Origin of the sequence: Microcoleus sp. N9_A2 (assembly GCF_036701775.1) — a bacterium.
Classification (GTDB): domain Bacteria; phylum Cyanobacteriota; class Cyanobacteriia; order Cyanobacteriales; family Microcoleaceae; genus Microcoleus.
On the sequence record NZ_JAUBRH010000046.1, the window covers coordinates 1 to 23,732 of the forward strand.

A 23,732-nucleotide genomic window follows, 5' to 3' on the forward strand; every position below is an offset into this window, starting at 1 on the left:
GAGAGTAAAACTTTGGGTGTTACCTAAAGCTGCTTTGTCCGCAGAATCTCAGTGGCTTCAGCCCTGAGAGTGTCAATCCTAAGTACAAATTTTTAACCGCAGATGTCAGCGGATTAACGCGGATGCACGCGGATTTTGGCTTACCCATCTAGGGGTAAAGTTGGCCCGGCTGGGGGTAAAACTTGGCGGTGAACACTTACTTTGTGACTTTCCCGCTGAGTTTGCATTTCGACGGCGATCGCCTCAAATTCGACTTCCATGCAGCCGTAGGGAATCTCTAACTCGATACTTGCTCGGACGTTTCCTAGCCCGTTAGGTTTAAATTCGGTAATCCAGCGCGGCCCGTCGAGAATCAGGTAGGTTTGTCGATCGTACACCCAAACTTTCACATAAATCCGGGGCATTAATTCCGGCAGTTGCACTTGCACTTTTACAGCCTGGCCCGCGATGATTTCGGCGCGCGGCAATTCCAAAATTGGCATCGGTACTAACTCGTCTTCTGGCAAAACGTAGGGAGTCGGGGGAGTGTCTTCTGCGGCGACAGTTGTGGTTTTTTGACCAACTTGTTTCGGTTGCGGGGGTTCGTCAAAAACCACAAATTCTCTGGCTTCCGGGCTAGTGGATTTGGGGTCGGAATTTGTTTCCGTGGTTTCGGGTTGCTGTTGGGTTGGGCTGCTTTCTTCCACAACGGCAATTTCGTCGCTGCTATTTGCGGCGGCTGTTGGAGTTGGGGACAGGGTGGTTGCTTTGAGCCAGTCGGGGGATTCGTCGTTGCTGGCTAAGGAACTCAGTCGCGACCAAAATCGACTTTCGACGTTTAAGGTTTGAAATGCCTGTTTTGTGGGTGCTGGCTGGGTTTCGGGGGCGGTTGTTTCTAGTTCTGGGCTGTTTTCGGGTTTTTGGTCGATCGCTCCGATTTCCGCTGTTTTAGGGGAAGTTGGGATGTCTGAGGGTTTGGTTTGTGGGTCGATCGACTCTGCGGCAGTTTGAGGCGAATTGGAGATTTCCGACAGCAATTGCGATCGGCTGCTGTCGGGCAGTTTGTTGCCGAATGCGGGCAGTTCTAAGCCACCTGCACTTGGGGTGTGACGCGAAGCCAGTAGAGGGGGTAGCGCTTCCTTGCTTGGGGGTTCGGCGGGGGAGGGAGGGTCTAAGGATTTTTCTACTAGCTTGAGGAAGGATATATTTTTGGCGCTTCCAGACGGTTTTGAGGCTGTTGGGGAGGGTTCAGCTTGATGCTTTTCTTCGATGAAATTGTCTTTAATTTCCTGTAGAAGGTGCTCTAAACGGGCTGTAATTGTGAATAGTTTGGTGGCTAGGGTGACGCCGCCGCTGCTGAGAATTGCTTCTCCTAAAATGAGGCGGCTTTTGCACTCGGTTGGGATGTAGGTGACGCAGGCAAAGATGCAGGGGGGAACTTGTTCTGGCATCGGCTGCTGGATTTCTGCGAGAATTTTTGAGGTTTGGGGGTCGCGCAGGTAAATTTGCAGTTGTGCTGAACCGATGAGTTGTTTGAGTTCTATCGCTTCGGATTCGGGGATGATAGTTGCTGTTTTTCTGCTTTGTTGGGGGGGTTGGGGAATGTCGATTTTGCCGGAAATGATTAAGGGGCGACCGAGTTGGGTGACGAAGGTTTCTTGATCGAGGACGAGTTCGAGTTTGACGCCCGGTTTGGGTTCGGGGGTTTGGGGAATTGGGAATTGGTAGATTTTGGTCTGCGGCGGTGCCTCAGCGGCTGCTGGGATTTGGGTTGGTGCGGGGCGATCAACCGGTGCTGCAATTTGTGGGGCTGCGCGATCGACCGGTGCTGCAATTTGTGGGGCTGCGGGGGAAGTTGCGGGTTCGGTTTGGTCGATCGGCGGTAAGGGTTCGGAGGTTTCTGATTCTGCGGGCAATACTTCCAACTGAACGCCGTACTGCCAAGGTTTTAGCGGTGTTGATTGGGGATCTGGCAAGCAGGAGAGTTCCCACAGTCCGGGTTTGAGCCTGGTGTAGGGAATGATCACGACTAATCCTTCGGGGTTGGTGCGGGCCGATCGGCTTTGGACTTTCCGCTGCGCCCCTTCGTCGAAGGAAGTATGGGTAACACGAATTTCGATGTCGGTGTTGGGGTGCTGAATGCGAGCAACAACACGGTATTTACCTTCTAGAATTTCCACGTCGGAGGTTTCTAGGGGCAACCAGGCGCGATCGCCTTCTTTCTGTAGCAAAAATTCTAATTTTTTCATCTTTCTTTCCCCTTGAAGGCTCCCGCTTGATTCGTCACAGGTTGGTGGTGGTTTGTTGAGCGACAGCTACAGATATAAATTACTTATGTTTTATAGCCTATCACCACTGTCGGTCAAGAGGCCCACTTACCAAGGACTGCCGATTATGCTGAAAGCTGCCCAATAATACGGATGGGATAAATCTTTGCTGTCGAGTTTGGGGATGGACGGGGGCAAGGGAATGTCGCCTCGGGCACTTCGCAGTTGACCGTCTTGGATCGTCACCTTGCCTTTGATCGCGGCAATTTGTGCTTGCCTGAGAGCTTCAGCTTTAATGATGGGAGGGTCGTTTGGCCTGCGGATTTTTAACTGCTGGTAAAACTCTGTCATCAGGGCGAGAGTCCCCGCATCGCTGACGTACCACAGGCTGGCGAGGGCTGATTTTGCTCCTGATTGCAGTGCTAATCCGGCAAATCCGAGTTCTGCTTCTTTGTCTCCCAAGGCGGTTCTACAGGCGCTTAATACTAACAGTTCGAGGGGCGGATTGTTCCATTTTAAATCTCTCATTTGATCGAGACCTAATTGGGTGTCCCAAAATTGAATGTAGGAGTTATTTGGGGTTCCGGGGCGGAATTCGGCGTGGGTGGCAAGGTGGATGATTCCGTATTTTTGTTGCAGTCGCTGGGATTGCAAGTTTACTATGGTGAAATCTTCGTTGAGAAAGGATTGACCGGGCCACTGTCGGGCGATCGCGCTCAATTCTAATGGCACTGCTGGCAGCGGTTCTTTGTTCGCCGTTTCTGCGAAATCTGATGCTCCCATTGCTAGGACTTGCACGTTTCTGAGGTCGGTGTAATTGCTGTCTGTGAGTTTGAATGCGGGGATGCGGGTGAGGCTGTATTTTTGGATCAGAAATTGCTTTCCGTCGTGCATTGCTGCTAGGGGTACGGTTCGCAAACCTGCGCCGACGCAGAACAGCAAGGTTTCAATTTTTGCTGTTTGCAAATCTGTTTCTAGGGGTGCAACTATCCATTTGTATAGTTGTTGCGCTGGTTCTAGATAGGTGGTGGTGTTGAGTTTTACGGGGTTGGTGATTTCGCTGCCTAATTCTTGGACTACTGACAGGAGTTTCTCTTGTTTGGCTGACGGGACGCTGCGGAGAATGGGCGGCCGATCGGGCAATATTAAGATTAATTCTAGTTGGTCGGTGCGCGGGATAGCGTAAATTAAAGCTGGTTTTTTCTTTGTTTGAACTGCTAGGCGGGAGAGAGTTTTTGATATTGCTTCGGCGGTTTTCGCACGGGTTTCAAAGTCTTGTTCAAAGTATGTTTGATAGTCTTCTTCCCAGCTTTCTTCGATTCTGGTTACGGCTTCGGTGAGGTTTCCCCGATCGAGCAAATTTCTCATTTCTTGCCCGCCCGGCCCGCCCTGGTCTGTGTTTTGGGCAATTGTAGCGAGGTTTGCGGTGCTCCAGCAGAAAAATATTGCTATCAAACAGTAAAAAATAGCGTTTTTAATTTTTTTCTGAGTCGTGTGTTTTTGGCGTTGCTGCTGGGATTGGTAGTGCATGATTTTGGGGCGGTTAATGGCGCCGTTGGCGGCAGCAGTTGGCAAAAGTTTGGATGTGGGTGGGAATTTTGACTGTGCTGGCGATCGCGGCACGATTCTAGCATTCAAGACCAACCCCAAATATCTACCCCAGGGTGTGGATACCAGCACCAACAAAGTCCCCACACCAAGAAATTCGCGATTCATGTAAAAGTTTGTAATTTATGCAGGGGTTTTGCATAAACAGGGCTTACGCAAAAACCGCGTTTCTTCACCTAAGTCCTGTTTTCTACATAGCAGCCAGGTACATTTAACTGAGATGTTGCACCATTCTCAATAATCCTTTTATGAACAGGCTTTCCGGCCTGTTCCACAAAAAATTCATCTTTTGTGGAACGGGCATCTTGCCCGTTCTTAAGAATGGTGAAAGATGTGAGTTTAACCGGCATTACCTATACGGGCGTATTTGATTTTTTGCGACACATCCCATTTCTCAGTTTTAATATGGTTTTGTGTTGGTATTAAGCGAGGAATACCCTGCATAGATCGCCGATATATTGAGTTACCTCAGTAGATATATTCTCTGTATTTACTGATTTTAAAATAGTTAAGTTTTTTCGCCCCAAATTACTTAAAGCTCCACTGGTTAATTGTTTTGCCTCGGATATCTGCCAGGTTATTTCGTACACTTCGCCGAGACTGCCTTTTGCCTAAGATTTTGCCTGAAAATCTCCTAGTTTTTTAACATCATTGGCGGCGGTTGCCAAGAGTTGAGCAACATAAATAAAAACACTTAATTATTGAGAGGATTTTACGCTATGCGGTCGATCGCTTTTTCCTTCTTTGTTCTTGCTTTTCTCCTAGATAACTAAAGCCGGCTTCCTTCCACGATACATTGTGTGCGATCGAACTTGGCACGGTGCGTTAGCGAAGCCCTCGAAGAGGATCGCGATCCGATCGGGGGATGCGTCTTAGTATTTCTTCACATATCCTGCTTTGAGTCTATGATATATGCCTTATGGCGTCCTTGTGTTTAAAGCCCGTTATCGCGTACCGCTGATGAGTCAATTAACCAATCCACCACAATCCCAACCAATTTCTCGAAGAACCGCCCTCAAATTCCTCGGAGTCGGTGCCGCCGGCGGGCTGCTGGGCTACTCTCGATTTTCCAAGCCAGAGCCCACCATTTTTGTGCAAGATTCTCTTGACTTGCCGCGAATGCTGAATAACCGCAAAACCGTTGCAGTTGTCGGGGGCGGCTTAGCCGGGCTCGCCTGTGCTTACGAACTCTCCCAGCGAGGTTTCGCCGTAACATTGCTCGACAAATCGCCCCAACTCGGTGGCAAAATTGCTAGTTGGCCGATACAAGTCGGGAACGAAACTTTTATGATGGAACACGGTTTCCACGGTTTTTTTCCGCAATACTACAACCTTAAAAGTGTGGTTGAAGAACTAGAAATTACTGATAACTTTGTATCTTTAGAATCCTACGCCGTTCTGTTTAGAGACGGCAAATACAAACCCGAAGTTTTCCGTCCCAACCATTCAGCTTTTCCCTGGAATATAGTTGATTTGGGGATATCTTCCCCAAATCGGCTCAAGTGGGGAATCAATCTGACAAAACCAGCTCACTGGCAAGTGTTTCGAGAAATCGGCGGTTTTCAAACGCAAAAAACTTTCGATCGCCTCGACAATATATCAGTTGCAGACTGGGTAAAAGGTGAATTTCCGCGCGGACTTTATGACTTGTATTTTCTGCCTTTTGCCAAATCCAGCCTCAACGCTCCCGACGAATTGAGCGCGGGAGAATTAATGCAATTTTTCCACTTTTATTTTTTCGGAAATCCAGAGGGTTTGGCCTTCAACGGCACGCGGCAAGATATGGGCACGAGTTTGGTGCAGCCGATTGCCAAAGCCATTGAAAGTAAAGGTGGCAAAGTATTAACAGATGTCGCAGTTAGTAACATACACTGGGAAAACGGTCAGATTGATTCTTTGACTTACCAGTCGGGAGGCGTGCAAAGTAAAGTTCCTTTTTGGGTGAAACGAAACACGCTATTAACTGACATCAACTTTACCGAATATTTCGGCGCTGGAGACAGCGTATTTGCCAGCGCACCCGGAGGAAAAGAAGCAATTTCTCTGAGCTGCACTCACCAAGGCTGCACAGTTCAGAAACAGAACGACGGTCAATTTCACTGTCCTTGTCACGGGGCAGTTTTTGATGCCGAAGGGCGAGTTGTGAGCGGGCCTGCTCAACGGGATTTGCCTCGATTTAAGGTAGTCGATAAAAAAGCAGATGAGGTACAGTTGGCCGCCGCCGCGAACAAGTCGCAGCCGCAGAATTTGGGAGAAACATTGAATGCTGATTACTATGTTTTTGCGGCAGATGTTCCGGGGATGCAGCATTTGTTTAGTTTAGCCAGCGGTGAGGTAAATCCGCAGGTACACAGCCGGATTGAGAGCTTGAAAATAGCCGATCCGTTTGCGGTTGGGCGTTTTTGGTTCGATCGCGAATTTCCCTGGGAACACAGCAATTTCAGTTCGCTTTCCGGGTACAAACTGACTGACAGCATCACGCTTTACCACAAAATTCAGGATCAGTTCATCGAGTGGAATCAAAAAACTGGTGGTAGTGTTGTGGAACTGCACGCTTATTGTTACAAGGAGAAGGAATTTCCGAATCAGGAAGTTTTGCTGGCGACTTTTGAGCAAGAATTGTACGAAATTGTGCCGGAATTAAAAGAGGCAAATATGCTGCACCGGGAATTGGTAAATCAAAAGAATTTCTCTGGATATCCGCCCGGTAGTTATGCCGAAAGACCGGAGACTTGCTGCGCTGTACCCAATCTTTTGTTTGCGGGAGATTGGGTAAAAATGCCGTTTCCTTGCGGTTTAATGGAAAGGGCAGTGAGCAGCGGTTTGTTGGCCGCTAATGCTATTTTATATCAGGAGGGTTTGCAGAGGCGATCGCTCTTGACGGTAAATCCCGAAGGCGTATTAAAAATCTAAGGTTTGCAGCGGGGCGGGTTTTATAAATCGTCAATTATCGGCTGCTATTCTCGGTGAAACCAGCCCCCAGCCATACCATTTTAGATTTTAGGATCGTGAATTAAATAATTTGCATAAGCCTGTGGGATGGGCCAGAAAGCCCGTCCCTTATAGACGGGCTTTCTGGCCCATCCCACAAGAAAATCACGCATAGCAGGTTATTTAATTCTGATTCCTTAGATTTTAGATTTTAGATGTGAAGAAATGGGAATGACTGATTCAAGTAGGGTTTGGAGCTTTCCTGCAGTTGCATTCTTTTTTTAAGATGAGTTACAGTTTGTGGGTGTGGTTTCCATGAGGGGAAAAGGCAGAGCTTGGAAACAAAAAAAATATCTGCGTTGAGCTGGGTGCATCTGCGGTTAAAATATTATTTAATCAGTATAAAGCAATAATAGATGCTGAAGAGTAACTGCAAAATTCGCAATAAATCTGTAATGTTTGATGCTTTTGCAACAGAATACGATTTCGCCGCCACCTTGCAAAGCCAGAAGGATTTCTTTATTAAAAACCTATCGGCTAGCAAAGGTGCAGCATTAGATATTGGCTGCGGTTCGGGAATTCTTGCTTTTGAATTAGCCCAGTATTACGATCATGTAGTCGCCGTGGATTTCTCTGCAAAAATGCTGGCAATCGCCCGTCAAAAACGGTCAGCACCCAATATCGAATACATCCAAATGGATGCCAGTCAATTAGCCCTCGATCGCCAATTTGATTTAATAGTTAGTGCTGCCACTTTCCACCACCTGCCCAACCTCCCCGCCGCCCTAGATGCAATTAAAAAATTGTTAAATCCCCAGGGAAAAATCGTCTTTTTAGATAATATTTCGGAAGTCGAAACACCTGCTACAATAAGCTACATATTAGGTGCAGCAAGAGATTTTATTCCCGACTGTTCCACCTACGGATTTCGCAATGCTTCAAGATTATTAAAATTTCGATTGTCGCCTGGGTGGTTGAAGCATTTAGCTAGCGATAGGTATTTGTCAGAACGGAGATTTAGAAAAATTTACGGTCATTGCTTTCCGGGCTGTTATTTTGTAAAATTGGGTTGTTTTATGGGCGTAATCTGGGAACATTTGTAATGCAAAACAACGCGATAAAATTGGTATCTGGAAGAGAACAAAAAACTCACATCCGCGAGTTGGGCATTAATCTCGATCGGTGGTATGCGATCGCCCGCAGTACAGAGGTGCAAACTCAGCCACTACCTGTGATATTGTGGCATCGGGCGATCGTGCTTTTCCGCGACAGTGCAGGAAAAATCAACGCTTTAGAAGACAGGTGCCCGCACCGACAAGTCAAACTCAGCCACGGCAAAATTAAAGGCGATTTAATCGAATGCGCTTACCACGGATGGCGGTTAAATGCAAGGGGAGAATGCGCCGAAGTCGATTATTTAGCAGAAAATCAAAAGCTACCTAACTGCAAAATTCGCTCCTATCCAGTCAAGGAACAAAACGGTTTTATCTGGCTGTTTCCCGGCGACGCAACCCAAGCCACAAAAATAGATTTATTAGACTTACCAGAGTGGGAACATCTCAATTATATTGCCACAGTTTCAGTCATCGACTGTCAGGCACACTATTCATTTTTAATTGAAAACTTGATGGATATGTACCACGGACACTTGCACGATGATTGGCAAGCTTGGGCAAATCCAGTATTAGATACTTTAACAGAAGACGAGCATCAAGTAACAGCTTGCTATCAGGCACAAAGTTATTACAAAATAGATAAAATATGGTCAATTTCCCAGTTGTTTTTTAAATCTCTGCGGAAGCTGCACCCGGAACCGCTAGAGGTGAGTTACGTTTACCCGCACTGGGTTTCAAGTTTGGGAAGCGATTTTAAGATTTACTGCTTAGTTTGTCCGGTAAGCGAGACAGCAACTCGCGCTTATTTAATTCATTTTACCTCATTAAATGCGTTTTGGCGGCTGCACAAATTGCCTGTTTGGTTTCGCAGGTTTATTAAAGATAGTTTGTTCGGTGCCGCTCAAAAGTTATTAGATGGTTTGGTGCGGCAGGATGTGTTAATGATTGAAGAAGAACAGCAGGCTTTTTTGCATAATTCGGAAAGAAAGAGTTATGAATTAAATCGGGCGTTGGGGAGTGTGCAAAAGTTGATGAGAAACCAGGCGGAAAATGGGTAATTCAGTCGCAGATTGAAACCTACGGCGGGACGAATGAAACCCGTCTGCACAGGCTAAGTTGAGAGTTAGCTCTTCCAAGCTTGAGCATGGTATTCTTGTAACAGAGAAAATTGACTTTCGAGAAGCAATTACCAACCACACCTAACACAGGACTCCAGCATGAACCGTGTCAGCATCAAGGGTGAGGAACACCCCATTAGAAAAATCTTTAGCGATGACTTTATGTTCACCATTCCCCTCTACCAGCGTCCCTATGCTTGGACAAAGGAGGAAGCTGGGGAACTGCTGGAAGACCTGCTAGCATTCTTGGGAGATGGTAACGAGACGATTGATGAACTCAACCCGTACTTTCTCGGCAGCATTGTTTTGATTAAATCGGAGCAGCCAGCCGCTGAAATTGTAGATGGTCAGCAACGTCTAACGACTCTCACCATACTACTAGCTGCTCTCAGGGCATCATTGCCAACAGAACACGCCAATGACTTGACCACTTATCTATACCAAAAAGGCAGCTTAATCGCGAATATCTCTAATCGTTACCGTCTGACTTTGCGCGAGCGAGACGCAGAATTTTTTAAGGAATATATTCAAAATGAAGGTGGTATTTACAAGCTCAAAGAATTCAACAGTGCTGAGCTGATGGATAGTCAGAAGCTTATTAAAGAAAATGCACATTTATTCTTGCAACGTTTGCAGACTATCGCGGAATCCCACCGTATACGTCTTGCCCAGTTCATCATTACCCAGTGCTTCTTGGTAGTGGTTTCTACGCCTGACTTTGACTCTGCATATCGGATATTTTCTGTGTTGAACAACAGGGGATTGGATCTCTCCATAACTGATATCTTGAAAGCGGACATTATCGGAAAAATACCCGAAAGCCAACAAGAAAAATATACTAAAAAGTGGGAAGATACCGAGGAGAATCTGGGACGCGAGTTATTCAAAGATTTGTTTTCTCATATTCGCATGATTAAGGAAAAGAAAAAACTTAGCAAGAGTATCCTTAAAGAGTTTCAAGAAAACATCAATCCTGCGGCTGGGCCTCAGCAATTCATTGATGAAATTTTAGCTCCTTATGCTAAGGCTTTTTCGGAAATTCAAAACTTAACCTATGAAAGCGAGCGGCGTGCAGAGGAAATTAATCAATTATTTAAATGGTTAAACAAAATTGATAATTTTGACTGGCTACCACCTGCTATTCTCTACCTATCTCGCAACCGTAATAACCCCGATAATTTGGTGCGTTTCTTTATAGATTTAGACCGCCTAGCCGCAGGTTTAATGATTGTCCGCGCCAATATCAATGAGCGCATTGAACGTTACAGCAAATTGCTTACTGCTATTGAGCAAGAGGAAGATTTATTCAATTCCAATTCACCGCTCCAGTTTACTCCTGAAGAGTCAAACAATATCCTTAGAGTCCTCGATAGTGACCTTTACCTAATTCAAAAAATTCGTCGTTATGTTTTGCTGCGCTTAGATGCTGCTCTGTCAGAAGGTGAAGCATCTTACAACTTCTCCAACATTACTGTCGAGCACGTACTTCCCCAAAATCCAGGGCCTAATAGTGAGTGGATGAAGTCGTTTCCTAGTCAGCAAGAGCGCGATCAATATGTGCATCGTCTTGGCAACTTAGTTTTGCTATCTTGTGCGAAAAACAGTCTGGCCCAAAATTATGATTTTGAGGTAAAAAAGCAGAAGTATTTCACTACTAAAACGGGCGTTTCACCCTTTGTGCTTACTACCCAAGTGCTGCGGGAACAGGAATGGACGCCAGAAGTAATCGCTCGACGACAGAAAGAGCTGATTAATGTTCTCAAGAATCTTTGGCGCTTATAGGATAATTGAATTTGATATCCAATTCCTATTATCTGTCCATCAGCACAAAACCATCTGCGTCCATCTGCGGTCAAAAACATCTAAATTCCGCCAGCACAAACTTTACTTTTTAGGCCGCTGCTGCTGGTAAACTTTGACAACTTTCTCCGCAAAAGTAGCAGTTGCGCCACTTTTGCAAGCTGCGGATTCCCCAGTCATCCACCAGCAAGCGGCACGGCGTATGGCGGTTAATTCATTGTTGCTGCTAGCTTTGTATTCGTCGCGTAGCAAATCGCCTACGATACAGGTAACAATTGATTTGGCTTTTGTCGCGTCGGCCTCAAATTGTTGCGGTGTTAAATCTTGTTTGGTACAAAATTTGGCCCAGCGGGAAATATTGTTGGGTAAAACTTGCCACTGACTGTACATTCCGTCATTTGCGGTTTGTGGCGGGGCGGCTTGTCGCAGCGCTTCTACAAGGGCGGAAACTTGCGCGTCGGTGACTGCTTGCGCTGCGGCTGGAAGTGCTTGCAGTCCGAGGCTAATTATCAGGCTGCCGAATAGTAGATTGGTTTTTGCGATCGATTTAAAGTTCATTCACAATCCCCTGTTTGATTTAAACTTTGTTTCCTCAAACAAGGTTTACTATTTTGTCGGTAGAATGCCTCTGTCTTAAGTATGATTTGCCCACTTAATGCACTGTCATCGCACTTACGATAGGAATTGTCAATCAATTACGATAAAATTATGGAGATACAACCCAGGGAAATTCGCAACTACCTGAGAGCAGATGGGACAAATCCTTTTGAAGATTGGTATAACTCGCTCCGGGATACCACAGGCAAAAATAGGATTCGGTTAAGGCTTAAGCGAGTCATGACTGGTAATCTAGGAGATTGTAAGTCCGTCGGAGAAGGAGTTTTTGAACTCAAAATTGACTTTGGCCCTGGATATCGCCTTTACTTTGGACAAGTCGGGCTAACAATTGTACTTCTGCTAATAGGTGGAGATAAGAGCACTCAAGAGCGAGATATTGGCAAAGCTATTCAATATTGGAGAGACTATGAAAGACGTGAAAGCACCAACGAGTAGGAGTTACCAAGAATTTCTGATCGAATCTCTGAGAAATGCCCAAGAAGCAGCAGGTTATATCGAGGTGACATTGACAGAAGCCAGCGATGAACCTAAATTGCTCCAAATGGTACTCAAAGACGTTGTAGATTCTCGGCTAAAGTTCAACAATTTATCAGAGTCAGCTCAACTTCAATGGGAAAAGCTTGACAAGATGTTGACCGAAAGTGCAGGTTCGGAAATCTATAGTTTGGTAGCACTGCTCGAAGCGTTAGGATTTAAACTAGAAATTAATATGGCTGATATTGAGTTGTCTGCTGAATGTACTACGGATCGCCCTACGATAGAAATTGCCGAGCAAGTGCGATAAAATTATGGAAGTACAACCCAGGGAAATTCGACGTTACATCCGACCCGATGGCAGGATTCCTTTCTTAGAGTGGTACTATTCCCTACGAGATGGCAAAGCCCAAGTTAAGATTGATGCAAGGCTTGAGCGAGTTATCCTCGGCAATTTTGGGGATTATAAGTTAGTAGGACAAGGAGTTTTTGAACTCAGGATCAACTACGGCCCGGGCTACCGGATTTATTTTAGACAAGTAGGAGAGACAATTGTACTTCTCCTCTGTAGTGGGGATAAAAGTACCCAAGAACAAGATATTCTCAAAGCGAAGGAGTATTCAGCCGACTATGAAAGAAATGAAAATGCCTACCAGCGATAGCTATTATGAGTCCCTAATTGAATCTCTCAAAGATGCCGAACACGCTGGTGATTTTATCGGGGCTATTTTAGAAGAAAAAGACCCAGAACCAGCACTCCTGAGAAATGCCATCAGAAAGGTGATTGAGGCCCGCGTCAGGATGAATGTTCTTTCGGAGTCAGCAAAAGAGCATCATGAAAAACTTGATCAGATGCTGACTGAAAGTGGAGGTTCGGAAATTTACACTTTGGTAGAATTGCTCGAAGCGTTAGGATTTAAACTAGAAATTACTGTCGCAGATATTGAGTTGTCGGCTGAGTCGGAATCAACGGAAATTGGGGAATTAGAGTTATCCCCAGAACCTGCTAATTTATAAGAAGTTGCAGGTCGATCGCATTCTGTGCATCGGTAGTAGGGGCGGGTTTATAGATATTCTGAATGTGAATCAAAGATTTTTGGTTAACCCGCCCCTACAAATATTGTCGTTAATTCACCGCACCGATCGCATTCTGTGCATCAGTCAGGGCGGGTTTATAGATATTTTGAATGTGAATCAAAGATTTTTGGTTAACCCGCCCCTACAAATATTGTCGTTAATTCACCGAGCATCATATCACCCCTCCATCACAAAATCTAACAATCGGTGAGCCATTTCTAGCTTGCTGCAAGGTGCTATTTCTACTTGCTTTCCGGCGGCATTAATTAATATTGCTTGATTGGTATTGCTGCCGAAACCTGCACCTATTTGATCGATCGGGTTTGCGGCAATTACATCCAGCTTCTTCGCCCGCAATTTCTCCAGTGCAGGCTTGACAATATCCCCAGTTTGTGCAGCAAACCCAATGAGTTTTTGGTGCGGCTGTTTTAGGTTCCCCAACTCTGCCACAATATCCGCTACTGGTGCTAACGGTAAAGCATTCGGGAGCGATCGCTTCGGCAATTTCTCACTACTATAATCAGCCGGTTTCACATCCGCCACCGCAGCCGCCATCACCGTCAAATCCGCATCGTGAAAGCATTCCAGCATCGCCTGCCGCATTTCTTGGGCACTCGTAACGGCGATCGCCCGCACGCCTGACAGAGGTAATTCGCCAGTGATACTATGTACCAGCGTCACAGTCGCCCCTCGATGCTGTGCAGCTTGCGCCAAAGCTACGCCCATTTTGCCCGTCGAAGGATTGCCGATAAACCTCACCGGATCTAAGTGTTCCCGCGTTCCTCCCGCGCTGATTAACACCCGTTTGGCCGCTAAATCTCGATCGCCCTTCGTATACAAAAGCGACTCAATATGAGGCAAAATCTCACCAGGTTCTGCCATCCGGCCAACACCCGCGCGATCGCACGCCAGCATTCCCGCCCCCGGATTCGCCGCGTGATAGCGCCGATAAGTCAACACTTCCCGCCAATTCCGCTGCACCGCAGGCTGTTCCCACATATCCGTATTCATCGCCGGTGCCAGCAAAATAGGGCAAGTAGAAGCCAAAACAGTATTAGTCAGCAAATTATCAGCAAAACCCCCCGCCAACTTCGCCAAAGTATTAGCAGTCAAAGGAGCGATCGCAAAAACTTCCGCCCATTCTCCCAGTTGAATGTGCAGCGGGCGACCGTGATTTGCTTGCCAAAAATCTTTGTCCGTAAAAGCAGGATGGCGGGAAAGAGTAGCAAAAGTCAAAGGCGTTACAAACTCAAGGGCCGCATCAGTAACAATCACTTTAACATCAGCTCCAGCCTTCGCCAAAGTTGAAATTACTTCACAAACTTTATAAGCAGCAATCCCGCCACTAACACCGATTAAAATCCGCCTACCTTTCATGTCATTAGACCAATACAATTCAGTTAAGTCCGATCTCCCTGGCACACCCCTTAAGAAGGGGGGAACAAGAAGCTCTCAAAGTCCCCCTTCTTAAGGGGGATTTAGGGGGATCTCCGCGCAATAAACAGTGCTAACTAAACCGTATTGGTCATTAGACAAGATTGCACTCATTCGCTCTCAATTCTTGAAATTATCTGCGTTTATCTGTGTTTATCCGCCTTGCATCTGCGGTTTCCGTATCAATCAAATATTTATCCAAGAGGTGTATTTTATCATAAAAAAAAAATCAAGAAAGAAGTTGAGATTAAAACAGACAACAATCTATAATTCATCTGTTCAATCCGCAACAAAAAATGCTGCTAACTTCTTCCTCAATTCCGTCGAAATTTTTAAGCTAGATTTTCAAGCCTATGCTTCGTCGTAGGCTTCCATATCCAGAAGGTGGAGATAAGGTTCAACCATCTCCGGCCGCTGAAAGGCAAGCGATCGCAACAAATGCCAATCATTCAACCCCTCAAAAGGATCAGTATAATCGTCAACCTCCAAACGGACAGCCAATTCTGCCACGTCCTGAGAAGTAAGTACAGCAATATCGCGCGATGCTTTGGTTAAAGTTTTCATGTTTTTTACCCCTGCCCTAGACTTCCGCCATACTATATACTAAGCCTTTAATCACATTTCGACACAGTTTCTACAACAAAACTTCGCATTACATCTACAACTTCCGGCAGAATCTCGTGTCCCATGTTAAATTCTCGATACTGCACCTGAGATCCCCAAGCAGTCAAACTGTCGCGCGATCGCACCGCAGCACTAACGGGAACAATGGTATCTTGAGTACCGTGCACGATTAAAACAGGCGGCAAAGCACTCCCAGCAACCGGCGAAATCGACGAGTGCAAATAACCGCTCAGACAAATTAAACCCGCTACGGGCAAAGTCAAGCCCACATCCAGAGTCATCGCTCCGCCTTGAGAAAAGCCCCCTAAAATCGTCCGAGACAAAGGCACCCCCGTGCTGCTTTCCAAAGACAGCAACAATTCCTTCAGCAATTGCCTGCTTTCTATCAATCCCTGAGCATCTTTGTTGGCCAGGTCATACCACGCTTTGCCGCCCATTACCTGCGGATGGGGAAACGGAGCATCGGGAAACACAAACTGATAATCCGGCAAATTGAAAGCCGGTGCTAAAGAAGTCAAATCCCGAGCATTAGCACCCCATCCGTGCAAAGCGACAATTAAAGCGACAGGTTTGCGATCGGTTGTGGGCGGAATGCTAATAGATTGTAAAGACATCGTAGTTAATAATTGGTAATCTGGCCTTGCTACAATTATAAATTGTCACGGCGAGTAAAACCCAACTGTTAACCGAAGCACAGGGGATTTAAGCCCCCACCTTTAGGTGGATTGTTTTTAGGCAGGGGCTTAAATCCCCTGCCTAAAAAAATCGCACTCCGAAGTCAACTGTCAACTGTCAACTGTTAAGCTCCGGGTGCGCCACAGCCCACCTTACCTAAGTCAATCCGCACCTGACTAACTGTTAAATTTAGGGTGCGCTGCGACCTTACCCAAGTAGCAATCCGCCGCTTACAAAACAGTCCCTATTTCCTTCAAATAAACCCGTGTAAACGGTTCCTCATCTCCCAGAGTATACTGTTCGATCAACCCCTGGCGACGAATAGAAACACTACTTCCTTCCCTCAGCACAACAGTATCCTGATCGGTGCTTTCTCTGACCAACATCATCTCAGTTTCTCCCGGATTGTCCAGCACCACCATATTGCTGCCCCGATAAAACATTCCCTCAGCTTCCAAAATATCTTCGGGATATTCAGCAATTAACAAATCGAGCTTGGGATTCCGCAGCAAACTTTGCAAGTTCAGATGGTAATTCTTATTCAAAACTTTTTCAGAACGGTTAACAAAAAGTCCACCGCGACAAACAGCACCGATTGTCCAATCGGGATGCTGCAACAGAATGTGGTCGATTGTTTCTTGCAGTTCGTGCACCGAAATTCGGTTGAAAGTAATAATCGGAATTCTGGCGGATTTTCCAGAGTCAAAGAAAGTTTCGATAATATGCGAAGGCACATCAACACCTTCTCCGACAGCGGGGTTGAGGTGCATAAAAATTCCCGGCGCGGCATTGATCTCGATAATCCCAAAATTGCCGGTTTTCCAAGATTTGGCGAGAGTTTCTGTTACCACATCAACCCCCAAACAAGTTAATCGAAAATGTAGGGCGATATCTTGAGCCAAAACAATGTTATCTGGGTGAATATTGCGGGTAGCGTCGATGCTGACGCCGCCTGCGGAAAGATTAGCGACTTTGCGTAGAGACACAGTGCGATCGCGCTCTAGGACACTATCCAATGACAGCCCTTGTTCTTCCAGATACATTTCCATCGCTTCGTCGGACTGAATTTTGCTCATCGCCGAAGTTGGCGTATCCAAACGTTCTGGTTTGCGGTTTTCACGGCGGATCAATTCGCGAATTGTTGAGTCGCCATCACCTGCTACCGACGCGGGCCGGCGTTCAGTTGCAGAAACAAATTTGCCGTCAACGCATAGCAGCCTAAAATCCGATCCTTTGATGCTGTTTTCCACAATTACTCGCACCGGGTCTGTTTCGGGAATAGCCTTAACTGCTCTTTTAAAAGCTGCCTGCAATTCCTCACCATCTCGGACATCTGCTGTTACGCCAATTCCTTTATGACCGACTACTGGTTTGATAGCAACTGGGTAGCCAATTTCTCTAGCAACTGCCAGAGTTCCGTTTTCTGTAGAGACGATATCGCCTTTGGGAACAGGAAATCCTAATGTAGCGAGAAAAGCTTTACAATCGTCTTTGCGCGTGGTAAAATCTGAGTCTAAGTGGCTGTCAGAATCAAAGGTAGTTGCAGAGCCGCGAACGAGTTTTTTGCCGTACCCATATTGCATTAGTCCTTCATCCCACAAATAAAATGCGGGAATGCCTTTTTGGGATGCCGATCGCATTAACGAATAAACTGTCGGGCCTCCGTAAACTGACTGCCGGAACATATTTTGCAGCGCGCCCATTTGTGCTTCCAAGGGAAAGTCTTGATTTTGATTGATGGCTTCAAACCAATCCCAAACTGCGTAAACTACGGCTCTGGCGCTGCGGGCGTGAAGTGCTTCTATGCTAATTCTGTGAAACTGAGAAAATGGCTTGATGTTCCAGTGTTGGAAGTGTAAGCCCATGTCGAGTTTTGCTACTTCTGAGGCGGTACGACCGAACAGTTGAGCGTGGTTCGAGAAAGTTTCGTGCAGCAGTTGCGGGTAGCGATCGCCAATAATTTTATGGTAATGTGCGATCGGCAAAGGTTCGCTCGCGTCCGTTACCGCTAAATCAAAAACTAAAGCCGCGGTGTCTAAATAAGGGTTGGGCCCGATATAGTGTTTGAAGTTGAAAACATCAAAAACATCGGTTTTTCTAGCATTGACCCGGGCTGTTTCGGTGCTTTTTTCTTGCAGCATTTTCTAACCTCCTTTTCGTTAATTTTTCACGTTAACTCTCTTGCCGGTGCATTAGATACTACCCGCAGGCATAGATATGGCAGCAGTTGATACAAACACTCTGACCAATTCTGCCTTCAGCATCGCGGCAGACGGGGAGTGGGATAGTAGGGGAGATGGGGAGAGGGGGAGAGGGTGAGAGTGGGAAAATATTCCTTCTTCCTTAAAGATCCGACTAAGCATTCATGACTAAGCATTCATGACTAAGCATTCATAACTAAGCACTTATGACTAATGACTACTTCTTTCCCCCTCCCCAAAAAAAACTATAACTTTGGAGAGGTACACTGTGTACTTATAATTGTTTATGACAGTGAAAGAAAATTTAAGAGGCAGCAAATTATGAAGATCGCACAAACTGCTCTCAGGGACAAAGTTCACCACTTAGCTGAGGAAGCATTTCACCGGAAACTAATTTCTGGCTACGGCGATGGTCAAAACAGCAACGAATATCAGATTGTCTGGAACGGCAAACCCAGACACCTACCTTTAGAACGGGCTAGTACCATATTGAGCAATTTGATCGAGCGATCGCACTAACGGGCGATCGGACTAATTAAGGACTGACGCTCATCAATCTGATTTCTACGAGCAATTAGAGGAGGATTAGCAAAGAATCGGATCAGAAACCGGATTGATCACCGCGCGCGCGTCAGCCCTGTAATTTAAGCTCATTTCTTGACCCCTCCTATCTCCTGTTAGGGGGGGTAAGTTTTTTTGGTCGATCATCGAGGATGATTCAGTTGACAGTTGACAGTTGACAGTTGACAGTTGACAGTTGACAGATGAGTGCGACCTCTACCTGGAAGTCCGAGGATTGGAGTAATGAATAGTCTTCTTTTAATTTCTCCCTACAAGGGTTGGGGCTTTAAACCAATTCTTTCTGGTAAATACCCACATCACCCTTGCTGTGTGCGTGCTGGAGGGGTAGAAGTCTGAGATTTTTTTGTATCTATATATACCTTTTGGCAGTTTTCGGAAAAAGGAATTTTATGTTTTATTGAAATTTAATAAATTAAAAGTGGAGATAATATGGCGAGCAACGAAAGTCAGGGGAAGTTGCTAATTATTGGTGGGGCGGAAGACAAAGACGGGGACTGCAAAATTCTGCGGGAATTCTTGCGGTGCGCCGGAGGCACTAAAGCCCGCATTGTTGTCATGACTGCTGCGACAAGCCTGCCGGGAGAAGTAGGAGATAATTACATCCGAGTGTTTGAGCGACTCGGCGCTGAAGATGTGCGAGTTGTTGACACCCAGAGACCAGAAGATGCCAACAATCCAGATTATTTAGAAGCGATCGAACAAGCCACTGGCATATTCTTTACCGGCGGAGAGCAAGCGCGGATTATTAACTGCTTGAAAGACACCAAACTCGACGCAGCTATGCACAAACGCTACTCTGAAGGGATTATCATTAGTGGCACCAGTGCCGGCGCGGCGATGATGCCAGACATGATGATTATTGAAGGAGACTCCGAGACAAATCCCCGCGTTGAGGTGGTAGCAATGGGCCCGGGAATGGGTTTCCTTCCCGGTGTGGTCATCGACCAGCATTTCGCCCAGCGAGGTCGTCTGGGACGTTTAGTTTCCGCACTCTTGCTGCAACCTGCCGTGTTGGGATTTGGTATTGACGAAAATACAGCTATTTTAGTCAGCGGTGACGAGTTTGAAGTCATTGGCGAAAACGCTGTAACTGTCATCGACGAGTCGGAAAAACTCCACGACAATTTAGATGGACTTTTGAAGGATGAGGCTTTGGCGATTTGCGGTGCCAAGCTGCACATCCTCCCCCACGGATACCGGTTTAACTTAAAAACTCGCCAGCCGGTGCTCCATAACGTAGCAACTACAGCAGAGAAAGAAAGGGCGATCGCCTAATTTACTTGCAACTGGCAAACATCTTAAAATTATGTAAGGTGAGCACTGCACACCTTACCCCTTCTACCAAGTAGGATGGTTAAAAGCCCAGTTTCTGTCTCCAAAACTAATAAAAAGAAGAGGATTTTACCTCTTCTTTTATTGCTGTGGTTTCAGATTTTTTAAGCACTTTTCTGTTCGCCAAAACTCGACTGCTGCCCTTCTTCAGTCGATATTAAATTCCACCCTTGAACTCTCAGCTTCTGAAAGGTTGCCCATCCGTTAGAACCGCCCGGTTCCCGGTAGTCGGGTGCAGCGTATTGCGGAAAAGCTGTATAAGGCCGCCACGCCTGACGGGCATCGGTACGCAAGTGCAATATCTTTTCTCCATTGCCTCCGAGTCTGGGCAACCAACACATTTGTTTTAGCATTTTTAACACTCCAGAGTTTTACAGTAACGGTAATTCGCCAACATCCCACATTAAACTTTTAGAGCCTTAGAGCCACTGCTCGGAATATCTAACGGGTAACAGGGACGAATGAGATTTTCACCAATTACCAATTACTGAGGTAGCAGCAGTCGTTAAAGCTGATTTTGGTTCTACAAAGTTTGCCGATCAAAAACTATAAAACAAGTGCTGCCAAGACATAAGCAAAAATAATAATTGCTATTCTCGGCTCAAACTTGGCTTAAAGTCCCAGGAAAACCCAGTTGAATAAAGGATTCATGTTTCTGGTTTCCCTTGCCTTATAATTACAAGCTGATCGTCGCTGTTTCCGCATAAAATGACATCTTTCTACGGTATTATTCCTGGAGTGTAAAAAATGTTTCTTTAGTTACAAATTTTAAATATTCACCACGATTTATCTAGTTATCAAAAGTTAAATTACTTTTCATAAACAGCCCTTAATATTTTTTAGTTACTTTAACTACATTTTTGATTGATTTAAATCTGGCCTCCGGGTGCTTAGCGGCGCACCTTACTCAATCGCTAGGGTGTCTACTACTAAATCCTCCGGCTGCGCGCCCAAGTACCTGACAACATAAGAGTTACAGGTTTAACTCTTAAGAACGATGGCGACAGATTTGCAAAATGGTAAAAATCAATACTAATCACACTTATAAGTTCTGCAAACAAGGTATTAATAGCCGCTGGAATTGAATTCAAACTCTTCGCTTCCAACAACAAAGCAGCTAAACTGCTCGGCTCCTTTTCCAAATGGGCAGAAATTCCCTTAGAAAAAGATGACCAAGGTTATTTCCGGACTAACATTAAGTTAGAAAACGGTATTTATCATTACAAATTCCGAGTTCAGTCGCAAAGTCCCTGTTTTGAACCGGACGAATGGGTAGAAGTCAATGACCCCTAAGCGACTGAAATTAACCGCACTAAGCTGTCGCGCATTTAAATTGCTTATTCGAGGCGGGCGGGACACCCCACAAAACTTTGATTGTTTTTTGATATACAATTTAAATGCTGAATAGCTTACACTGGATAACTCGTGAAGCGAAAAAAACCGCCGATAATAAGCCATTTTACAACATAGCAGAACACATTCCTGAACTTTCCGAACTCGTCGCAGCAGACGGGCAGATGGACGGGTGCTGGCACGAAAGTTTTCGCATTTTTGCCATAGAAAATCTGGGGGTGAAGACTTTCGATATCGAAAAGCTTAAGCAAGTTTTGGATGCCAAACGACAAGGCTATCAAAACACAACTAATGTGCTCAATTATTTAGCCAGTCACAACCGTGATCACTTGCTGGCCGAAGCCAGATTTCGGGATATCGATCAATAAGCGGCTTTTAAACGCGCTAAATTAGGAGCAGTTTTGTTAGTGACAGCAGTAGGAATACCGATGCTGTGGATGAGCGAAGAGTTTGGACAATCCACTCGGAAAAGTTCAAACCAGCCGAATAAACTGCAATTGTCTTTGTTGAAAAATCAGCCAAATCATGAGTTGTTGGAATACTACACACACGTGATTCGGCTGCGGCAACATTTGCCGGCACTTTATACCGAAAATATTGAATTTATCCACGAAAATCCCGAAGCCAAAGTGCTGGCTTTCTACCGCTGGAGCGATGAGGGAACGCGAGCAGTAGTTGTCGCTAATTTTTCGGATACTTATCTATCTGGTAACTGCATTCCTAAGTTTCCGGCTGCGGGAACTTGGCACGAGTGGATGTACAACAAAATCGTAGAAGTTGGGGAAGAAGGGTTTAAGTTTGATTTGCCGGAATGGCCAGCGCAAGTATTTGTTTGAGAGCGGGAGAATTATGTCTCCAGGCAGATGAGCTGCGTAGTTGTACAACAGTAAATTGTATTTACGACGGGCGCACGAAAGTCAACAAACCGGGTTTTTATTAGGTGGATGGCTGTAACGATACTTTTTTGTAAAAAAACTCGGTTTCTGCATCCAAGAGTGCGATCGTAATTCCTGGTATTGAGAATAACAATTACAGGGCGACTTGCCAACCGTCAATTAACACGTCAATTAACACGTCAATTAACACAAACTTTGTCGGAGGACAAACTCTATGGGCTGGCTAAAAAGATTGTTTGGTTTAGAAAAACTTGAAAATCAAGAAACTGTTGACGCTCCTGCTTACCAAGCACCTGTAGCTCAATCTCAAGCTCAAGCTCAACCTGCTGCGAGCGCTCAGACAATCCCGCCGGAACGCATGGGCTTGAATGGAGAATACGATCAAAGCGGTTTAGCTAAACGGGTGGCTCAGGCTTTCGATGCAAATCCAGATGTTGCGGATATTGAGACTGTTTATGTGGCTCAACTTGGCACTACTGTGGTTCTCAAAGGTACAGCTCCCAGTCAGGAAATTGTCAACAAGTTGGTGACAATTGCTAAAGGTGTTAAGGGTGCAACTGGGGTGGAAACTAATGAAGTTACTGTCGGCTAACGCGACGGTTATTTCTAACAGTTAGTAGTGAGGAGTTAACCGTTAACTTAACTGCTAACTGTTAACTGCTAACAGTCTTTTTTATCTATCATGGTTTCAATAAAAAATATGACAGGGGAAACTTTAGAGCCTACTCGCGGGAAATTAGAACGGACTCTTTCCCAGGGAATTCAAGCTTTGTACCGCTCTCAACTCGGACACCCCACGAGTCAGGCGCTCTGCAATCTTTTGGATAACAAATTGATAATTGTTGTCGAAAATGGGCTTACTCAACCCGAAAAACTGCTGGCTCAGAACGGTCAGCAAGATTTGGCGTTGCAGGTGCGGACACAATTAGAATCAGTTCTGGAATTGCCACTGAAAGAATTAATCCAAAAGGTTTTGGGCGTGGGAGTCACTGATTTGCTCCGCGATGCGACCTTGGAGACTGGCCGCACTGGAACGATCGCAATTTTGGACTCTGCACCTCAAGTTCGTGATTCTAATTATAAATCTAAAACTCAACCAAAACCATTGGAGAGTTGAGGTGCTGGCGGACAACTCTTTCTAAATCTTTGATGTTAAAAGGTTTGGAAAGGTATTCCACGCAGCCTGCTTGGAGAATTCGAGCGCGGTCTTCTGGTTTTGCTAGTGCTGTGACAGCAACAATCGGAATATGTCTGATCTCGGGGTTTTGTAGGACGCGCTTTACTACTTCCATACCGTCTATATCCGGCAAGCAAATGTCGAGTACGATTAGGTCGGGATGTCGATCGACTGCTACTGAAAGAGCTGCGTACCCGTCCACTGCTCCCACGCACTCGCAGCCGAATAAATCGAGTATTTGTGTCAGCAGTTCTAAGTTGTCCTGATTGTCGTCTACAGCCAACACTAAAGGACGCTTGTCAACCGGCGGTTGACCGCTAATGAAAGACGAGGATTCCAATTTATTGTTCCAACGAGGGTAGTTCATAAATGCCGATCGAAACGATCTAAAAAGTTGTCCCCGAGGCATTCTTCAAGTGGCGCTGCGGCACTTGAAACAGATTGGCTCGTATTTGTAGCTCTCCGATGACC

At 45.8% G+C, this 23,732-nt stretch carries 24 protein-coding genes; 15 read left to right on the forward strand and 9 right to left on the reverse strand.

All coding sequences use genetic code 11. The annotated features are described in order from the left end of the window. Window positions 1-140: 140 nt before the first annotated feature. Window positions 141-2,228, reverse strand: a complete 2,088-nt coding sequence (locus tag QUA44_RS22005; RefSeq protein WP_333254345.1) for a hypothetical protein — start codon at window positions 2,226-2,228, stop codon at window positions 141-143. A gap of 126 nt (window positions 2,229-2,354) precedes the next feature. Beyond that, window positions 2,355-3,962 (reverse strand): CHAT domain-containing protein, encoded by a 1,608-nt coding sequence (locus tag QUA44_RS22010; RefSeq protein WP_333254347.1) that lies wholly within the window; start codon window positions 3,960-3,962, stop codon window positions 2,355-2,357. A gap of 804 nt (window positions 3,963-4,766) precedes the next feature. Between QUA44_RS22010 and QUA44_RS22015 the strand changes: the two genes are divergently transcribed. The 4 genes from QUA44_RS22015 to QUA44_RS22030 all read left to right on the forward strand — a co-directional run bounded on the left by QUA44_RS22015 (window position 4,767) and on the right by QUA44_RS22030 (window position 10,800). Then, window positions 4,767-6,767 (forward strand): FAD-dependent oxidoreductase, encoded by a 2,001-nt coding sequence (locus QUA44_RS22015; protein WP_445243735.1) that lies wholly within the window; start codon window positions 4,767-4,769, stop codon window positions 6,765-6,767. A gap of 434 nt (window positions 6,768-7,201) precedes the next feature. Then, window positions 7,202-7,888, forward strand: coding sequence for a class I SAM-dependent methyltransferase (locus QUA44_RS22020; protein ID WP_333254351.1), 687 nt, complete (start codon window positions 7,202-7,204; stop codon window positions 7,886-7,888). Further along, entirely contained in the window at window positions 7,888-8,958 is a 1,071-nt protein-coding gene (locus QUA44_RS22025; RefSeq protein WP_333254353.1) for an aromatic ring-hydroxylating dioxygenase subunit alpha, read from the forward strand. Before QUA44_RS22020 ends, QUA44_RS22025 begins: the two co-directional genes overlap by 1 nt. A gap of 159 nt (window positions 8,959-9,117) precedes the next feature. Then, window positions 9,118-10,800, forward strand: coding sequence for a DUF262 domain-containing HNH endonuclease family protein (locus QUA44_RS22030; RefSeq protein ID WP_333254355.1), 1,683 nt, complete (start codon window positions 9,118-9,120; stop codon window positions 10,798-10,800). A gap of 102 nt (window positions 10,801-10,902) precedes the next feature. Here QUA44_RS22030 and QUA44_RS22035 read toward each other — a convergent pair whose 3' ends face one another. Then, window positions 10,903-11,376, reverse strand: coding sequence for a hypothetical protein (locus tag QUA44_RS22035; RefSeq protein WP_333254357.1), 474 nt, complete (start codon window positions 11,374-11,376; stop codon window positions 10,903-10,905). A 150-nt stretch (window positions 11,377-11,526) separates the two neighbouring features. Here QUA44_RS22035 and QUA44_RS22040 point away from each other — a divergent pair, with 150 nt between their 5' ends. From QUA44_RS22040 to QUA44_RS22055, 4 genes are read left to right on the forward strand one after another with little or no spacing between them, the layout of a single operon-like run. Next, a complete protein-coding gene (locus QUA44_RS22040; protein WP_333254360.1) occupies window positions 11,527-11,871 on the forward strand; it encodes a type II toxin-antitoxin system RelE/ParE family toxin in 345 nt (114 codons plus the stop codon). Then, window positions 11,843-12,220 (forward strand): transcriptional regulator, encoded by a 378-nt coding sequence (locus tag QUA44_RS22045; RefSeq protein WP_333254362.1) that lies wholly within the window; start codon window positions 11,843-11,845, stop codon window positions 12,218-12,220. The genes QUA44_RS22040 and QUA44_RS22045 overlap by 29 nt, the downstream gene beginning before the upstream one ends. 4 nt (window positions 12,221-12,224) lie before the next feature. After that, window positions 12,225-12,572, forward strand: coding sequence for a type II toxin-antitoxin system RelE/ParE family toxin (locus QUA44_RS22050; RefSeq protein WP_333254364.1), 348 nt, complete (start codon window positions 12,225-12,227; stop codon window positions 12,570-12,572). Then, window positions 12,556-12,927 (forward strand): transcriptional regulator, encoded by a 372-nt coding sequence (locus QUA44_RS22055; RefSeq protein ID WP_333309928.1) that lies wholly within the window; start codon window positions 12,556-12,558, stop codon window positions 12,925-12,927. The genes QUA44_RS22050 and QUA44_RS22055 overlap by 17 nt, the downstream gene beginning before the upstream one ends. A 237-nt stretch (window positions 12,928-13,164) precedes the next feature. Here QUA44_RS22055 and coaBC read toward each other — a convergent pair whose 3' ends face one another. The 4 genes from coaBC to QUA44_RS22075 all read right to left on the reverse strand — a co-directional run bounded on the left by coaBC (window position 13,165) and on the right by QUA44_RS22075 (window position 17,861). After that, window positions 13,165-14,364, reverse strand: a complete 1,200-nt coding sequence (gene coaBC, locus QUA44_RS22060) for a bifunctional phosphopantothenoylcysteine decarboxylase/phosphopantothenate--cysteine ligase CoaBC (protein WP_333254368.1) — start codon at window positions 14,362-14,364, stop codon at window positions 13,165-13,167. Between the two features lie 408 nt (window positions 14,365-14,772). Then, on the reverse strand, window positions 14,773-14,985 hold the full coding sequence (isiD, locus tag QUA44_RS22065) for a protein IsiD (protein ID WP_106150386.1): 213 nt from the start codon (window positions 14,983-14,985) through the stop codon (window positions 14,773-14,775). Between the two features lie 47 nt (window positions 14,986-15,032). Beyond that, entirely contained in the window at window positions 15,033-15,659 is a 627-nt protein-coding gene (locus QUA44_RS22070) for an alpha/beta hydrolase (RefSeq protein ID WP_333254371.1), read from the reverse strand. 291 nt (window positions 15,660-15,950) lie between these two features. Continuing rightward, window positions 15,951-17,861 carry an ATP-binding protein gene (locus tag QUA44_RS22075; RefSeq protein ID WP_333254373.1) on the reverse strand — a complete coding sequence of 637 codons (1,911 nt, stop codon included), beginning with the start codon at window positions 17,859-17,861 and terminating at the stop codon, window positions 15,951-15,953. 381 nt (window positions 17,862-18,242) lie between these two features. On the opposite strand from QUA44_RS22075, the gene QUA44_RS22080 reads away from it, so the two are divergent. After that, the gene (locus QUA44_RS22080) at window positions 18,243-18,440 is read left to right on the forward strand and encodes a hypothetical protein (protein WP_006632734.1); all 198 of its coding nucleotides are present in this window, start codon (window positions 18,243-18,245) and stop codon (window positions 18,438-18,440) included. A gap of 492 nt (window positions 18,441-18,932) precedes the next feature. Continuing rightward, the gene (locus QUA44_RS22085; protein WP_333254375.1) at window positions 18,933-19,778 is read left to right on the forward strand and encodes a cyanophycinase; all 846 of its coding nucleotides are present in this window, start codon (window positions 18,933-18,935) and stop codon (window positions 19,776-19,778) included. Window positions 19,779-19,939: 161 nt separating this feature from the next. Here the strand turns inward: QUA44_RS22085 and QUA44_RS22090 are convergent, their stop codons facing one another. Further along, window positions 19,940-20,188, reverse strand: a complete 249-nt coding sequence (locus QUA44_RS22090; protein ID WP_333254377.1) for a hypothetical protein — start codon at window positions 20,186-20,188, stop codon at window positions 19,940-19,942. 769 nt (window positions 20,189-20,957) lie between these two features. On the opposite strand from QUA44_RS22090, the gene QUA44_RS22095 reads away from it, so the two are divergent. From QUA44_RS22095 to QUA44_RS22115, 5 genes are all read left to right on the forward strand, one after another. Continuing rightward, complete coding sequence (locus tag QUA44_RS22095; protein ID WP_333254432.1) at window positions 20,958-21,128, forward strand: glycogen-binding domain-containing protein; 171 nt, start codon at window positions 20,958-20,960, stop codon at window positions 21,126-21,128. Between the two features lie 104 nt (window positions 21,129-21,232). Continuing rightward, window positions 21,233-21,556, forward strand: coding sequence for a hypothetical protein (locus QUA44_RS22100; protein WP_333254379.1), 324 nt, complete (start codon window positions 21,233-21,235; stop codon window positions 21,554-21,556). A 39-nt stretch (window positions 21,557-21,595) separates the two neighbouring features. After that, entirely contained in the window at window positions 21,596-22,024 is a 429-nt protein-coding gene (locus QUA44_RS22105) for an alpha amylase C-terminal domain-containing protein (protein WP_333254434.1), read from the forward strand. Between the two features lie 274 nt (window positions 22,025-22,298). Then, window positions 22,299-22,676: a BON domain-containing protein gene (locus QUA44_RS22110; protein WP_333254381.1), complete on the forward strand. Its 378-nt coding sequence runs from the start codon at window positions 22,299-22,301 to the stop codon at window positions 22,674-22,676. Between the two features lie 108 nt (window positions 22,677-22,784). Then, the gene (locus QUA44_RS22115; RefSeq protein WP_333309931.1) at window positions 22,785-23,201 is read left to right on the forward strand and encodes a DUF2294 domain-containing protein; all 417 of its coding nucleotides are present in this window, start codon (window positions 22,785-22,787) and stop codon (window positions 23,199-23,201) included. On the opposite strand, the gene QUA44_RS22120 is transcribed toward QUA44_RS22115, so the two are convergent. Further along, complete coding sequence (locus QUA44_RS22120; protein WP_333254386.1) at window positions 23,170-23,628, reverse strand: response regulator; 459 nt, start codon at window positions 23,626-23,628, stop codon at window positions 23,170-23,172. The genes QUA44_RS22115 and QUA44_RS22120 overlap by 32 nt on opposite strands. Window positions 23,629-23,732: the final 104 nt, after the last annotated feature.

Bases quoted from the DNA above. Each gene is read 5' to 3' on its own strand.
- QUA44_RS22005 (WP_333254345.1), bottom strand. From the start codon at position 2,228: ATGAAAAAATTAGAATTTTTGCTACAGAAAGAAGGCGATCGCGCCTGG.
- QUA44_RS22010 (WP_333254347.1), bottom strand. From the start codon at position 3,962: ATGAATCGCGAATTTCTTGGTGTGGGGACTTTGTTGGTGCTGGTATCC.
- QUA44_RS22015 (WP_445243735.1), top strand. From the start codon at position 4,767: ATGCCTTATGGCGTCCTTGTGTTTAAAGCCCGTTATCGCGTACCGCTG.
- QUA44_RS22020 (WP_333254351.1), top strand. From the start codon at position 7,202: ATGCTGAAGAGTAACTGCAAAATTCGCAATAAATCTGTAATGTTTGAT.
- QUA44_RS22025 (WP_333254353.1), top strand. From the start codon at position 7,888: ATGCAAAACAACGCGATAAAATTGGTATCTGGAAGAGAACAAAAAACT.
- QUA44_RS22030 (WP_333254355.1), top strand. From the start codon at position 9,118: ATGAACCGTGTCAGCATCAAGGGTGAGGAACACCCCATTAGAAAAATC.
- QUA44_RS22035 (WP_333254357.1), bottom strand. From the start codon at position 11,376: ATGAACTTTAAATCGATCGCAAAAACCAATCTACTATTCGGCAGCCTG.
- QUA44_RS22040 (WP_333254360.1), top strand. From the start codon at position 11,527: ATGGAGATACAACCCAGGGAAATTCGCAACTACCTGAGAGCAGATGGG.
- QUA44_RS22045 (WP_333254362.1), top strand. From the start codon at position 11,843: ATGAAAGACGTGAAAGCACCAACGAGTAGGAGTTACCAAGAATTTCTG.
- QUA44_RS22050 (WP_333254364.1), top strand. From the start codon at position 12,225: ATGGAAGTACAACCCAGGGAAATTCGACGTTACATCCGACCCGATGGC.
- QUA44_RS22055 (WP_333309928.1), top strand. From the start codon at position 12,556: ATGCCTACCAGCGATAGCTATTATGAGTCCCTAATTGAATCTCTCAAA.
- coaBC (WP_333254368.1), bottom strand. From the start codon at position 14,364: ATGAAAGGTAGGCGGATTTTAATCGGTGTTAGTGGCGGGATTGCTGCT.
- isiD (WP_106150386.1), bottom strand. From the start codon at position 14,985: ATGAAAACTTTAACCAAAGCATCGCGCGATATTGCTGTACTTACTTCT.
- QUA44_RS22070 (WP_333254371.1), bottom strand. From the start codon at position 15,659: ATGTCTTTACAATCTATTAGCATTCCGCCCACAACCGATCGCAAACCT.
- QUA44_RS22075 (WP_333254373.1), bottom strand. From the start codon at position 17,861: ATGCTGCAAGAAAAAAGCACCGAAACAGCCCGGGTCAATGCTAGAAAA.
- QUA44_RS22080 (WP_006632734.1), top strand. From the start codon at position 18,243: ATGAAGATCGCACAAACTGCTCTCAGGGACAAAGTTCACCACTTAGCT.
- QUA44_RS22085 (WP_333254375.1), top strand. From the start codon at position 18,933: ATGGCGAGCAACGAAAGTCAGGGGAAGTTGCTAATTATTGGTGGGGCG.
- QUA44_RS22090 (WP_333254377.1), bottom strand. From the start codon at position 20,188: ATGCTAAAACAAATGTGTTGGTTGCCCAGACTCGGAGGCAATGGAGAA.
- QUA44_RS22100 (WP_333254379.1), top strand. From the start codon at position 21,233: ATGCTGAATAGCTTACACTGGATAACTCGTGAAGCGAAAAAAACCGCC.
- QUA44_RS22110 (WP_333254381.1), top strand. From the start codon at position 22,299: ATGGGCTGGCTAAAAAGATTGTTTGGTTTAGAAAAACTTGAAAATCAA.
- QUA44_RS22115 (WP_333309931.1), top strand. From the start codon at position 22,785: ATGACAGGGGAAACTTTAGAGCCTACTCGCGGGAAATTAGAACGGACT.
- QUA44_RS22120 (WP_333254386.1), bottom strand. From the start codon at position 23,628: ATGAACTACCCTCGTTGGAACAATAAATTGGAATCCTCGTCTTTCATT.